This window comes from Paenibacillus sp. FA6, from assembly GCF_051550225.1.
Taxonomy (GTDB): domain Bacteria; phylum Bacillota; class Bacilli; order Paenibacillales; family Paenibacillaceae; genus Paenibacillus_AQ.
This window is the reverse complement of record NZ_CP188820.1, coordinates 2220708-2233534: the sequence shown is the minus strand read 5'-3', so window position 1 is coordinate 2233534 and position 12827 is coordinate 2220708. Positions and strand designations below refer to the sequence as shown.

General features: G+C 39.0%; 13 protein-coding genes. 11 read left to right on the top strand and 2 right to left on the bottom strand.

The window, feature by feature from the left end:
- The first annotated feature begins 460 nt into the window (after positions 1 to 460).
- The 9 genes from ACP8HI_RS10400 (at position 461) to hcp (ending at position 7410) form a co-directional block, all read left to right on the top strand.
- A complete protein-coding gene (locus tag ACP8HI_RS10400; protein WP_438351013.1) occupies positions 461 to 676 on the top strand; it encodes a hypothetical protein in 216 nt (71 codons plus the stop codon).
- A 465-nt stretch (positions 677 to 1141) separates the two neighbouring features.
- A complete protein-coding gene (locus ACP8HI_RS10395; protein ID WP_438351012.1) occupies positions 1142 to 2596 on the top strand; it encodes a hypothetical protein in 1455 nt (484 codons plus the stop codon).
- 410 nt (positions 2597 to 3006) lie between these two features.
- Positions 3007 to 3189: a hypothetical protein gene (locus ACP8HI_RS10390; protein WP_438351011.1), complete on the top strand. Its 183-nt coding sequence runs from the start codon at positions 3007 to 3009 to the stop codon at positions 3187 to 3189.
- Between the two features lie 38 nt (positions 3190 to 3227).
- A complete protein-coding gene (locus ACP8HI_RS10385; RefSeq protein WP_438351010.1) occupies positions 3228 to 3479 on the top strand; it encodes a hypothetical protein in 252 nt (83 codons plus the stop codon).
- Between the two features lie 177 nt (positions 3480 to 3656).
- A complete protein-coding gene (locus ACP8HI_RS10380) occupies positions 3657 to 3902 on the top strand; it encodes a hypothetical protein (protein ID WP_438351009.1) in 246 nt (81 codons plus the stop codon).
- Between the two features lie 250 nt (positions 3903 to 4152).
- A complete protein-coding gene (locus ACP8HI_RS10375; RefSeq protein ID WP_438351008.1) occupies positions 4153 to 4662 on the top strand; it encodes a hypothetical protein in 510 nt (169 codons plus the stop codon).
- A 116-nt stretch (positions 4663 to 4778) separates the two neighbouring features.
- Positions 4779 to 5702 carry an NAD(P)-dependent alcohol dehydrogenase gene (locus ACP8HI_RS10370; protein WP_438351007.1) on the top strand — a complete coding sequence of 308 codons (924 nt, stop codon included), beginning with the start codon at positions 4779 to 4781 and terminating at the stop codon, positions 5700 to 5702.
- A 46-nt stretch (positions 5703 to 5748) separates the two neighbouring features.
- Entirely contained in the window at positions 5749 to 5940 is a 192-nt protein-coding gene (locus ACP8HI_RS10365; protein WP_438351006.1) for a hypothetical protein, read from the top strand.
- A gap of 177 nt (positions 5941 to 6117) precedes the next feature.
- Entirely contained in the window at positions 6118 to 7410 is a 1293-nt protein-coding gene (hcp, locus tag ACP8HI_RS10360) for a hydroxylamine reductase (protein ID WP_438351005.1), read from the top strand.
- Positions 7411 to 7857: 447 nt separating this feature from the next.
- Here the strand turns inward: hcp and ACP8HI_RS10355 are convergent, their stop codons facing one another.
- Positions 7858 to 8310: a VOC family protein gene (locus ACP8HI_RS10355; RefSeq protein ID WP_438351004.1), complete on the bottom strand. Its 453-nt coding sequence runs from the start codon at positions 8308 to 8310 to the stop codon at positions 7858 to 7860.
- Positions 8311 to 8963: 653 nt separating this feature from the next.
- Between ACP8HI_RS10355 and ACP8HI_RS10350 the strand changes: the two genes are divergently transcribed.
- Together ACP8HI_RS10350 and ACP8HI_RS10345 are read left to right on the top strand one after the other, a co-directional pair.
- Positions 8964 to 10166 carry an IS110 family transposase gene (locus tag ACP8HI_RS10350; RefSeq protein ID WP_438351776.1) on the top strand — a complete coding sequence of 401 codons (1203 nt, stop codon included), beginning with the start codon at positions 8964 to 8966 and terminating at the stop codon, positions 10164 to 10166.
- A gap of 388 nt (positions 10167 to 10554) precedes the next feature.
- Positions 10555 to 11772: an IS110 family transposase gene (locus ACP8HI_RS10345; RefSeq protein WP_438351003.1), complete on the top strand. Its 1218-nt coding sequence runs from the start codon at positions 10555 to 10557 to the stop codon at positions 11770 to 11772.
- A gap of 133 nt (positions 11773 to 11905) precedes the next feature.
- Here ACP8HI_RS10345 and ACP8HI_RS10340 read toward each other — a convergent pair whose 3' ends face one another.
- Positions 11906 to 12463, bottom strand: coding sequence for an AAA family ATPase (locus tag ACP8HI_RS10340; RefSeq protein ID WP_438351002.1), 558 nt, complete (start codon positions 12461 to 12463; stop codon positions 11906 to 11908).
- Between the last annotated feature and the right edge of the window lie 364 nt (positions 12464 to 12827).

Sequence of the window (12827 nt, the reverse complement as noted above, 5' to 3'; positions counted from 1 at the left end):
ATAGACCAATATTCTTAGTTATTAAACTACTATAGTACTAGTGAATTTATTTTAAAGAAATGAAGAGGGGGGGATTTGCGAATAATGAGGCTACGTATAAAAATTTTCCTTGCACAAAGAAGCAGTATATTAAAAGTTGAAGAAACAAATATTCGTGCTGGCTAATCGTTATATCTCTTAGATCCGACATTCATCGACGTAAGATATTTAAGTGATATAGTAATACATTCAAAAGGAAGTGCTTTAATTAATAATAATATCTTTTTAAGTAATAACGTACATGGTAAGCATGTTATAGATTATTTCAGTGGTGAGCTAAAAGAAAGTCTGACTATTACTGTCAAGAAGAGAAAGATAATTGGTCTTGTTGAAGAGGTAGATTTCTTTAATTCGAGTAGCCACTTTATTTGTAATTTCATTTAGGGCTATATTCGAATAATTGATAAAAAAATACATCTCAATGAAACCCATGCTTAGTTTGACTGGAAACTTTAGAGATAATATGGTTGCAATGATAAATGACTTGCAGATTGTTCTGAAAATATCAAGAGCCGATCCATTATTAAATGAAAAGACTGAAGTAAAACAAATATTTAAAGGTAATGGATTTAAAGACAAAAATAATATAATTTATTCGGATTTTTTGTGTAAATTTTCACAGATAGGAGTATTTTAAATGCTCATGGGGGGGCTGACAATTACAACGTCGAATTGTTAAACGACAATTTACAACCCAATCATTTGATATTAATTAATTTGAAAGTGGTAATTTCCTATTACTCGTTGAAAATATTAATCATGATTTAAAGGAAAATATTGATGTCATTCCATATCGGATTATTTACAAAATAGAATAAAGTTCTTAAGCGGAACTTAGGAACAGATAGTACCACCACTGGTTATGCATGCTTCAGCGATTGAACTCGACTCGGTTACCCAACTCGTTCTTCTGGATGGGCTGGAGGCCTTGTTCTGTGTAATATCCATTTGTCAGGATTAACCAATAATATCCGTGCATGCATCGGTCATTATTGGTATAGTTAATAAAACTACTGAAAATAAACATTTGAAGTTTTGAAGTGAGTATCATAGATCTTTGAATGATCAAATTGAATGAAAAACAACAAGTAGAGGTGTCTTAATGGCAGAACAAATATTACAACCTGACAAAATTACAAATGGTATTATTACTGCGATGTTGGAGAACAGTTGGCACAAAAATACTGGAAATAGTATCGTAAGTATTCAGGAATTAAGAGGGCTTCATGAATCTTTATTATCATACAAGAACAAGATCAATTTTGGTGAAGTCGCTGAAAATATTTATGTGCCCTCCATCAATGAACCAGCATTAGAAGTGAAGTTAGTTGAAGGTATAAATGATTTTATAGCAAATAATAAGAAATCGAATGAAAGTAAGCGGGAGTATGTAACCCTGTTTGATAAGCAAGGCTTTATTATAGATGACGGTATTCATGGGTCGGCATTCGGAAAATATAAATATATTTATCGTTCCAAGGGACATCGGATCATCTGGTTTGAAACAGGAGAAATTGAGTATTACTCAGTATATTCCACATTAGATGGTACCGGGTTTTCTTATGTATGTGAGAGTGTTGGCGAGAGAATTAATCTTAATAAACAAGTTAGCAATCTCAAAGCTGGGGGAGCTATTGATCCGGTAATTCAGTGTCATGATTTAATTCGTTTGTTAACCTGTTTTTCAGCTCAATACAATAGAGATTATACCTTGGAATACTTATTAGATCCACCCGATGTGAGGAAAATATCTGACTTTTCCTTACAACTTCAAGAGGAAATTTGGAATTCGATTTTGGCTCTTGCTAAGGAAGCGATAACGATTAAAGAAGGTTCCCAACGTAGAATGTCGCTTCTCAGATATTGTATTGCACTAATGGATTCAATGGAAATTGAACCGAAAGCCAATCAAGTATTAGGTTTGTTTGAGTTTTATATTGAACGGAAATCCCCAATCGATGAACTAAATCTTTCGGAGTTTATGAGGATGATGAATGGGATGGAAACTTCTAAAACGGTATCGATAAAAGCAGATACATATATACAGAGATTGCAGAATATTAACCCAGGTAAACAGCAAGCTTATGAGTATGAAGAATGTATTTCCGATTCAATTACTGTGATTTTTGATGGATTTCTGCGTAATGGAAAGAATCAAACCAATATAAATGATGGACAGAAGCGAGTGGATATGGTTTTTGAAAATGTCGGAGGACCTGGTTTTTTCCAGGAGCTGCGAGAAGTCTATGATATATATTGTCCAAAGATTATAGTTGAATTTAAAAATTATAACAAGGATCCATCAAATATAGATATAGATCAGTTGGCCGGTAGATTTAATAAACGTATCGGAGAGTTCGGAATCTTAATATGTCGACATGTGAACAATAAAGAAGCGCTTTGGAATAGATGTATCGAATTGTCCAAAAATGGAAGAGGGTGGATTGTTGTTCTTGAAGACGTGGATATTATTAATTTACTGCAACTTAGAGAAGCAAATAAAAACAACGAAATAAGCGCATTTATGAACATTCTATTTGATAAACTTGTTTACTAACTAGACGGAAAATGAATGGTAAATTACGACCAGCTTTACTCTATTCTCATTTGACAGACCCGGACCTTATTAAAGAAGATCATGATATTGGGTAAGGGTAGTGTCTAACGGGATATTACAAGGCTGGGGTAAAGTCAGAATAAATTCAAAGGATAGCGAGATATACCAGAAGATCAACCTTTATCCTCTTTTTAATTATTAGGTAATTCCACCTGATTATGAGTTTAGCATTACATCCCGAATAAGCATTCCTAACCTCATACAAGGTACCTTGGATACGTATGTAAAAGAACGAAATTTAAACCCTCTAGGCCTGAAGATGCGTCTTGAAGAAATCAGACGATCTTTATTTGATTATCGGGAGCAACGTGTACATCCACTGAAGGATGACAAAGTGCTAACGGCATGGAATGGACATTGAAGATTATGCATACCTGATGTGGGGATTGATTGAGCTGTATGAAGCGACAGGAGATGCAAAGTACTTGCAGCGGTCACTACAATTAAAGGATATCTTGGTGCAAGATATCTGGGATGAAGAACAAGGAGGATTCTTCTTCAGTAGTAAGCATGGTGAAGAGATGCCGACCTGAAATAAGGAAATTTATGATGTGGCCTTGCCGTCTGGCAATTGAGTTGGAGCATTACAACTCATAAAATAGCAGGAATTACACAAGATGAAAAGTTACAAGCCATCGCTGATCGTCAATTTCAAGTTTTTGCCGGAGTTGTTGAACAGTATCCGGTAGGCCATGCAATGTTTCTACTGGCTGCATTACAACCTTTCCAATGTGGGAAGCAAATCGTACTAAGTGGAAAGGCTAATGATGCACTCTATGATTGCATCTACCCAACAGGCTTATCTCCCATGGTTCATCTTTGATTATTAACTGGAAAAGACAAGAAAGGAACGCTCTCCAGACATTGTTGCCACATCTAGAGGGTAAAGGGGCTATTAACGGAATGGATGTAATCCCTTGAAATGAAAGATGTTTAATCTTTTCTTGACTTCTAGTTTAATAATTCTATAATTTTACTAACACTACTAGGAGGAACACATATGTCTAGAACTTATTCACGTACGTATATTGAGAATGTGAAACTTGAAATGATGAATAGATTGGGATTAAAGCAGGTGTTTTATAAGGAACAAATAGGTGATAGCTTAATTTTTGAAGCGGTGGGATTTGATAGAGGAACAGAACATCGATTTTGTGTTAGACCGAAAACAGGAACGATTGATGAATTTGTTTCAGGTAAATGGATGAATGTACGCAATTTTATAATTAAAAGTAGAAAAAATTAGTCTTTCTGTATTACTAATCTCAAAAATAAATACAGAACCACCAAACTGGTTAGAGCGTATTACGATCTAATGAAGGTGTAATTCATAAGAATTACGCCTTTTTTCCATTTTAAAATATAATTATTTTAGGGAAAATGAACCTTTTACTATGAACATTACTCTTATAGGGGAGAGAGGTAAAGGGATGAATGTAGTTCGATTGGTAAAAAAAGAAAAAAGGTGAAATAAAGAAGCATTACTTCAATTAATAATGGCTGAGAAAGATGCCTTCTATAAGCTTGCTCTCACCTATATGGGGAATACGCATGATGCGATGGAGGACATGATTGTCATACCATATGAGAAGGTCGATCGGCTCAAGGTCATGGTTCTACAAGCGGTTGCAATGCATATGCATAGTGAAAAGTTCAAGACTGTTCAAATCCTAGTTGAAACGCTGGCGATGATCGAGTCTGGAGGCTTCATCCGGATCTTCGTAGATGAGGGGATTCCAATGTATAGGTTATTGATCGAAGCAGTTAATCATGGAACTAGGCAGGATTATCTAAGTAAATTGCTAGCTGTAATTGAAACTGAGGCGCGGAAAAGTGAATCCAAATCTGATCAGCGCTTAGCTACTCCCCTTATTGAGCCACTGAGCGAGCGGCATTTCCTAGCACTCAGTACGGTTAAAGGGCACAACCGAATGATCTTTGATAAACTGCAGGTCGGACGACGCACTGAAGCTGTAGCAAGTGCCCGAAAGTTAGCCCTGTTGTAAACCCTCTTTCCTCATAAAAAGCATAATCATTTCTAAAACAACAATACTTTAGTATCTATATTTCAATGACATGATAAAGGTAAACTAATTGTAAATTGGAGTTTAGGAGGCAACTTATGAAAGCGATGGTATGTACAAAATACGGATCAGCGGATGTTCTTCAACTCAAAGAGATTGAAAAACCTACTCCCAAGGCCAATGAATTGCTGGTAAAGGTCCATGCCACGACCGTATCAGCGGGGGATTTAAGAGTTCGAAGTTTCAATAGTCCTATCTTATTATGGATACCTATGCGATTAGTTTTAGGCCTTCGAAAACCTAGAAAACCTATTCTTGGAGTGGAGTTAGCAGGAGAAGTTGAAGCCATTGGTAAAGAAGTGAAACGATTCAAGAAAGGGGACCAGATTATTTCATTAACCGGGATGAATTTTGGTGCTCATGCCGAGTATACATGTCTACCTGAAGATGGATTGATGGCAATCAAACCGGCCAATGTATCCTATGAGGCAGCCGCTTCCATTCTTTACGGGGCAACTACTGCATTGTATTTTCTTAGAAAAGGAAATATCCAGAAGCGACAAAAAATTCTTATCTATGGAGCTTCAGGAACGGTAGGGACTTTCGCTATACAGCTTGCCAAGTACTTTGAGGCAGAAGTTACCGGGGTATGCAGTACCACAAATTTAGAATTGGTGAAATCTCTGGGGGCCGACAAGGTAATTGATTATACGAAAGAGGATTTTACAAATAAAGGAGAAAATTATGATATCATCTTTGATGCTGTTGGGAAAAACTCGAAATCAAATTGCAAGAAAGCACTAACTCCGAACGGATCCTACGTGACAGTTGATGGGCAAGGAATTGCAAAGGTACGTATTGAAGATATCATTTTCCTTAAAGAGCTTATGGAGACAGGGGAAATAACATCAGTCATTGATAGATGCTATTTGTTAGAACAAATTGCCGAGGCTCACAAGTATGTCGAAAAAGGACACAAAAAGGGAAGTGTAGTCATAACGATGGGACATGATCGTTGTTAACCTCGATTGTTTAGGATTGTAAATGAAAATACACGAGGATCATCTCATGTCATTAATAGATGTTACAAACCTATCGTTTCCGTCAAAGAATATCTCGGATTATGGATGGTATAACGGGACTGGACAGATTGAAGAGCAATTGAAACAACAGGCAAATGCGATTGATGCAATCCAAGGAGGAAGTGAAACGGATCGCAACATTGCAAATGTGACCAATCGCGATGTGGATATTCGTTGATTCCATCGTTAGTGTTGTTGTAGATGTATTAACCATACCAATCTTTCAAGCTTAGATCAGGGGGCGCAATGGTTAAATGACAATTCATAGTTTGTGATTGTAAACACAATCTTATATTTGTACCTCTGTTACGCTGTGAATAACAACAAAAATACCTGTTATATGGAGGATATGGATATGTTTTGTTACCAGTGTGAACAGACACCGAATGGTGGGTGTACCATAGTTGGCGTGTGTGGCAAGAATGAAACGATAGCGAGCTTGCAGGATACGATGATTTTTGCGTTAAAAGGGATTGCAGCCTATGCTACACATGCTAGGCAGTTAGGATATAGCGATCCGGAAGTGGATCGGATCACCCACGAAGCCTTGTACATGACCTTGACCAATTCCAACTTTAATACGCAAGAGCATCTGGAGATGGCCATGAAGGTCGGAGATGCAGCGGTTCGGATCATGGATGTGCTAGATCGTGCGCATACAAATCGTTTTGGTATTCCGCAGCCGATTACAGTCAGTCAGAACAAAATTGAAGGTCAATGTATTGTGGTGACAGGACATAATTTGTATGCGTTGGAGGAATTGCTACGGCAGACAGAGGGAAAGGGCATCAACGTCTATACCCACTCGGAAATGCTACCTGCCCACGGTTATCCGGCGTTGAAGAAGTATGAGCATTTGAAAGGCAACATCGGCAAAGCATGGTATGATCAGCGCAGACTGTTCGAGCGGTTTCCCGGTGCGATTCTTGCAACGACGAACTGTGTAATGCCGATTAAAGGAACGTATGCAGATCGCTTTTTCTCTTATGAAGTAGCGGGGCTAGAAGGTGTCGCGAAGATTATGGATGACGATTTCTCTCCACTAATTGATCGTGCTTTATCGCTACCTGCGGCAGATGTAGAGTCAGGGGAGGTACTCACGACTGGGTACCACCATGAGACCGTGATCGGACTCGCTCCTGAGATCATTCAGGCCGTCAAAGCCGGGCATATCCGTCGCTTTTTCGTCATTGCAGGGTGTGACGCACCGGGCCCAGGCGGCAATTATTACCGTGAGTTAGCGACATCCTTGCCGAACGATACTGTCATTTTAACCACTTCTTGTGGGAAATTCCGCTTTAATGACGTAGATTATGGCACGGTGGGAGATACGGGCATTCCGCGTTATATTGACCTTGGACAATGCAACAATTCCGGTTCTACTGTAAAAATTGCTCTGGCCTTGGCTGATGCTTTTGAATGTACCGTGAACGAACTGCCCATCAGCATCGTGTTGTCTTGGTTCGAGCAAAAAGCAGTTGCAATCTTGCTAGGCTTGTTCAGCCTCGGTATTCAGGACATCCGCATTGGACCGAAGCCACCTGAGTTCATCTCGCCCGGCGTGCTGGATGTTCTGGTAGAGACTTTTGGATTGAAGTTGATTACTACAGCCGAAGAGGATATGAACGCGATATTGGGGCTGTCCTAAGGGGGTACAGTATTTGAACGTGAAGCATAATAATCAATAATAACTAGGTACTGGATATAATGATACACATTTTATCTATTATAAAAAAGGATAGAGAATCAGATGTTATCTGATGACTCTATCCCTTTTTTTCTCTTGATTTATAATTACATTATGAATTGGTAATATTGTCTTCGAAGAAAACAATGTCTTAAGCTGTCACTCTTTTGAACTATCGTTCACCGTTAGCTTAATCATCGTTGCAATCGAGTTTAACTCCACCAGCCAGGGTCCGAGTTCCATTTCTCGAAAAGTTTCTGGGACCGAGGGTCGCCCAGAAGACCCGGAGCGTGAATGCGGTGCTTATATGATGCACCCGACTTCTTCGAGATACTTTCACACTGCTTTTCTGTTTCTATTTTTACTCTAGTAATGTATATTTCACTTATGTCTTCTTTTAAACTTCACTTATTTATTACCGAGTTGTTCCGCCAAACCGATTAGAAGTCCTTCATTTCCACGAATGTAGCAGAGCCGATACGAGTCCTCGTACTGAACCACTTCGCCAACGAGCTGAGCACCATACTTAGTGAGTCTAGATACCATTTCGTCAATGTCTTCAACGGTGAACATGACGCGTAGATAACCGAGGGAATTTACAGGAGCAGTTCGGTGATCTGATATTGTAGGTGGGGTGAGAAATCGCGAAAGTTCAAGTCGGCTGTGGCCATCTGGGGTAACCATCATAGCAATCTCTACACACTGTGAACCCAGCCCGGTTACGCGATCAGCCCATTCACCTTCGACAGTAGCTCGCCCTTCGAGCTTCAAGCCAATCTCCTCGAAGAAAGAGATTGCGTCATCAAGGGATTCTACAACGATGCCAACATTGTCCATTCTTAGTAATTTGCTTTTTGCCATAGTTTTATCTCCTTATGTGTACAAATTTATTACCTGATCATCTTCATATTTATTCTATCAAGAATTACTAACTCCTTCCAAACGATTAACATCTTGTCACAGTTCATGATAACAAAGATAAGTCACAGTATAGTAAAATGTGGAATTTGGTTTTCGGATATGTCATATTAACTTGTATTCTACGAAATTCAATTCGTAATTACCGTAATAAGATCGTTTTACGCAATGAAATTACGTAGATACCCCTTTTCTAAACTCCTAATATTTTTATACTTTAACAATTCGGAGTTACGATATTATCTCCTGCTTATTATTTTTGATCATTAAACTAACCTGCCCGTTTGTTCAATTGAAAAGAGGAGCTACCAAATAGGAAGCTCCTCCGCTATCGTGTCCCGTCGTATTATGAGGTTAGCCAGTTTTTACTGGTTGACCTCTTTTTGTTAAGTGGTGTAATAAAATAGTAGCCGGGGTTGAACGTTCGTGTCCCTGGGAACACATCCCGTCGCTAAAACTGTTCACCCCCTACTTGTAGAAACCATGTTTTGGCTGGTTGAGACCTAGATCTCGCATCACGTGCGATGCTGTGGAACTGCAAGCAGATGTCATAGGGGTTACCGGCAACCATACAATCAGAGAGGATGAAGAATATGATGCATCCAGTCATTGGTCTGGATATTTCAAAAGGTCAAAGCGAAGGTCAAGCATTCTTAAATAAAGGGCAACCTTACGGTAAAAGCTTCTCCTTTCTTCATACGCAGGAAGGGCTAGAGGAGTTATTCAACATGGTCAAGACCCTTCAAACGGATACTGGGGTTTCTCCTGCTGTCATTTTAGAATCAACAGGACATTATCACGAAGCAGTCATTCAGTTCCTTAAAGAACAAGAAATCCAATTCATTGTTGTGAATCCACTCATTTCTCATCAAGCGAAGAAATCTAGTCTACGCAAGGTGAAAACAGACGCGGTAGATGCCTACCAGCTCTGTGAACTGTATTACAAAGAGGAGTTCGAGGTTCACAAACAGAGGGACATTCAGCTCTTAGATCTTCGTCATTTAACGAGGCAGTTTGAGTCCATCACGGATATGTATGTTCAAGCTAAATTGCAATTCCAAGCCGTCTTAGATCAAGTCTTTCCGGAATATCGAGGTATCTTCGGTGATCTCTATTCTAGAATTTCACTGCTTCTGTTAAAGGAATTTCCCACGTCCGAGATCATTATAAAATCTGGAGAAGCCAAGCTCACGGATCGAATTGCATGTCTTTGCCCAAGCCGTTCTGACCGTTGGGCAGAAGAAAAGGCATCGCTCATTATGGTTGCAGCGATTAGCAATCCCTTTCAGAAAATAACGTATCAGAGCCACCTCATTAGCCTTAATTTATACGTGGATTTACTGCTTCAGTATCAAGTGCATCTAGCCTATTTGGAAGAGCAGATTGATGCCCTTGCTACTGTAGTAGAAGAATATTCAATTATCCAATCGATTCCCGGTATTGGCAATAAAATCGCGGCAACGGTTTTATCTGAAATCGGGGAAATCCATCGGTTTAATCATCCGAAGAAGCTAGTCGCCTTTGCAGGTATTGATCCGAGTGTATATTCATCCGGAAAATTTACGGCAACGACAAATCGAATCACGAAACGTGGCTCCAAACGACTACGGCATACCTTGTATCTTGCTGTTTTGTGCGGGATTAGACGTTCTGGAAGCAAGAAGTTAAGAGCATTCTATGATAAGAAACGTAGTGAGGGAAAACCCTACCGAGTAGCAATCATTGCTTGCATGAACAAGCTACTCCATTGGATTTTTGCCGTTTTGACACGTAAAGAACCTTTTTTAGATATTGTCTAGAATCCAAAACAATCATCTAGAAGAAAAGCCTTCCAGCAAAAATAGGAAGGTTATTACGCATGCCCTTTTAGTATAACGCTAGAGCTAAAAAAATTTAAGAGAAATATATTGACAAGATATTAGCTGGTTTTAGTCATACATGCAGCGCAAGCGCCGCACCACAGATGATGAAAATGGTTATATCTGTCAATACTGCTACTATGGCTGGGAGAGGAAGGTCGATGAACTATGGTGCCTTAGAGCCCATCCGTTAGTCTGACTCCAACGATCACGGTGCATCACAGATTGTCGCTCCCTATCTATTGGGAAGCACTCATGGGAGATTAATCCTACTCTGATTGTTGCACCAGCCTCTTTCTAATTTAGCCATAGAGAGGATATTTTTAAGATGGAAATCGTTATTGAACGAGCATGTGGTATGGATATTCATAAGGATAACATTACAGCATGTATTCTAACGTCGAAGGGAAAGGAGATTCAAACGTTTTCAACTAAAACGGTGTTTCTATTACAATTAATTGATTGGATTAAACAGCATGAGTGTACTCACGTTGCTATGGAAAGCACCGGCGTATTTTGGAAACCTATTGTTAATTTACTTGAAGCTGAAGGTATTGAATTTCTAGTGGTAAATGCTCAGCATATGAAAGCTTTGCCTGGACGTAAAACAGATGTCAAAGATTCAGAATGGATTGCAAAGCTTCTACGTCATGGGCTACTTAAAGCAAGTTTCATTCCAGATCGAAATCAACGGGAGCTTCGAGAACTTGTTCGATATCGTCGTAGTATCATTGAAGAAAGGGCTAGACAACACAACCGAATTCAAAAAGTGTTAGAAGGAGCCAATATTAAGCTCAGCTCTGTTGTGTCAGATATTATGGGTGTCTCCTCTCGTGATATGCTCCGTGCCATTGCTGATGGTGAAGATGATCCTGAGAAACTAGCGAACTTCGCTAGACGTACCATGAAACGAAAGAAGGATGAACTTGAACTTGCTCTACAAGGCTATGTAAACCCTCACCAACGGCTGATGATTAGGACCATTTTAACTCACATTGATTTTTTAAGTGAACAGATCGTAATATTAGATCAGGAAGTCGCTACGAGGGTAGTCCCTTTTCATGACAATGTCGAACGTTTAGATTCAATTCCTGGAATAGCTACTCGAATGGCAGAACAAATCTTAGCGGAAATTGGGACCAATATTAAGAAGCAGTTTCCCAGTGCTGCGCATTTATGCTCATGGGCTGGACTTGTACCTGGGCATAACGAAAGTGCAGGAAAGAGGAAATCTGCTAAAGCTAAAAATGGAAATAAATATCTGAAGTCCGCCTTAGTTGAAGCAGCTCATTCTGTTGCAGCGTCAAAGAACTATCTTGGTGCCATGTATAGACGAACGGCAGCGCGAAAAGGAAGGAAACGGGCAGCGATCTCTGTCGCGCATGCTATGTTAAGAATAGCCTACTATCTTTTAACACGTGAAGAAATGTATGTAGATCTAGGCGAAGATTATTTTGACAAACAGAAGCAACAATCTATTGTGAAATACGCAGTTCGACGACTAGAAAACTTAGGTTATTCTGTAACTATTGCAGAAGTCTCTTAATTCATTAATATACCAATATTCCTTATCTCGGGTGCTGTGACCTTCAAAAAAAATGAATGAACCGCGTCTTATTTACGTTTGCCTTTTTACAGTAACTGCAGATTTAATTTTCATGGGAGTTCAACAAGAATCGTTATAAAGCGAATCTATTTTTTATGATTTCAGCAACTTCACGAGCGTTGATTTTCGTATTGTTTATTTTCAAATAGTTTTCTTTTTTAATTTCTCCCTCTAACGAGTTCAATCGGTGTTGCTCCATTGTCTGTGTTAGATCCTGTTCAGAGCGTGTGATATCTCTCTTTGTTGGTTTATGTTCAAGTCTATGGGGAGTCTTGTTACGCTCTATTCTCTCCTCAAGATCGGCTTCAAGCTCAACAAAATAGACATCCGCACCTTGATCCTCAAATATTTTACAAATTTTATCGACGTAATCCCAATCGCACTGCAAATCGAATCCCCATACATATGTGAATATCATTCCATACATATTACTGGCGGCGGTCGCTTCAAATATATCCTGACGGAATTTATTCGCTAATCCCCACATTTCACGACTGAAGCCAAAATAAGGAGCCAGCAATTCTATCGTCATATGGTTGTGGAACAATTTTAAATCAGATATCATTTCCAGTTCATGCCCCACTGTCATTTTACCTACTGCCTGCGGACCAAATATCAAAACAAATTTCATGAAATCACCACTTTTGGAAGTTATTTTAATAATAGTACCACAATTGATCAAGTTTTATTACACTAACCTGCCCGTTAGCTTAACAAAGTCTATAACTTTACAATAGCATTCGTTAGACTTTTTGGAGAGGGGGGGCTTCTTCGTTTGCTTTTGCTTGTACATTTTACTGTTTTGCTTGTAATACTCGTATAATAGTTCATTTGAACATACTGTATTCGGATGGATCCCTTACCTGTAGTATCAAGCTCTTTGGATTTTTCCGTGATGATCATGTAACCATTCTATAGCATTTCTGTGGGAAAATAATCGTGTTCTTTGCGACTAAGGAACAATAAAAACGATACTTATATTGAAAAATAACCAA

Excerpts from the sequence above, each read along its gene's own strand:
- ACP8HI_RS10400 (WP_438351013.1), top strand. The coding sequence starts at position 461 with ATGAAACCCATGCTTAGTTTGACTGGAAACTTTAGAGATAATATGGTT.
- ACP8HI_RS10395 (WP_438351012.1), top strand. The coding sequence starts at position 1,142 with ATGGCAGAACAAATATTACAACCTGACAAAATTACAAATGGTATTATT.
- ACP8HI_RS10390 (WP_438351011.1), top strand. The coding sequence starts at position 3,007 with ATGGACATTGAAGATTATGCATACCTGATGTGGGGATTGATTGAGCTG.
- ACP8HI_RS10380 (WP_438351009.1), top strand. The coding sequence starts at position 3,657 with ATGTCTAGAACTTATTCACGTACGTATATTGAGAATGTGAAACTTGAA.
- ACP8HI_RS10375 (WP_438351008.1), top strand. The coding sequence starts at position 4,153 with ATGGCTGAGAAAGATGCCTTCTATAAGCTTGCTCTCACCTATATGGGG.
- ACP8HI_RS10370 (WP_438351007.1), top strand. The coding sequence starts at position 4,779 with ATGAAAGCGATGGTATGTACAAAATACGGATCAGCGGATGTTCTTCAA.
- ACP8HI_RS10365 (WP_438351006.1), top strand. The coding sequence starts at position 5,749 with ATGTCATTAATAGATGTTACAAACCTATCGTTTCCGTCAAAGAATATC.
- hcp (WP_438351005.1), top strand. The coding sequence starts at position 6,118 with ATGTTTTGTTACCAGTGTGAACAGACACCGAATGGTGGGTGTACCATA.
- ACP8HI_RS10355 (WP_438351004.1), bottom strand. The coding sequence starts at position 8,310 with ATGGCAAAAAGCAAATTACTAAGAATGGACAATGTTGGCATCGTTGTA.
- ACP8HI_RS10350 (WP_438351776.1), top strand. The coding sequence starts at position 8,964 with ATGCATCCAGTCATTGGTCTGGATATTTCAAAAGGTCAAAGCGAAGGT.
- ACP8HI_RS10345 (WP_438351003.1), top strand. The coding sequence starts at position 10,555 with ATGGAAATCGTTATTGAACGAGCATGTGGTATGGATATTCATAAGGAT.
- ACP8HI_RS10340 (WP_438351002.1), bottom strand. The coding sequence starts at position 12,463 with ATGAAATTTGTTTTGATATTTGGTCCGCAGGCAGTAGGTAAAATGACA.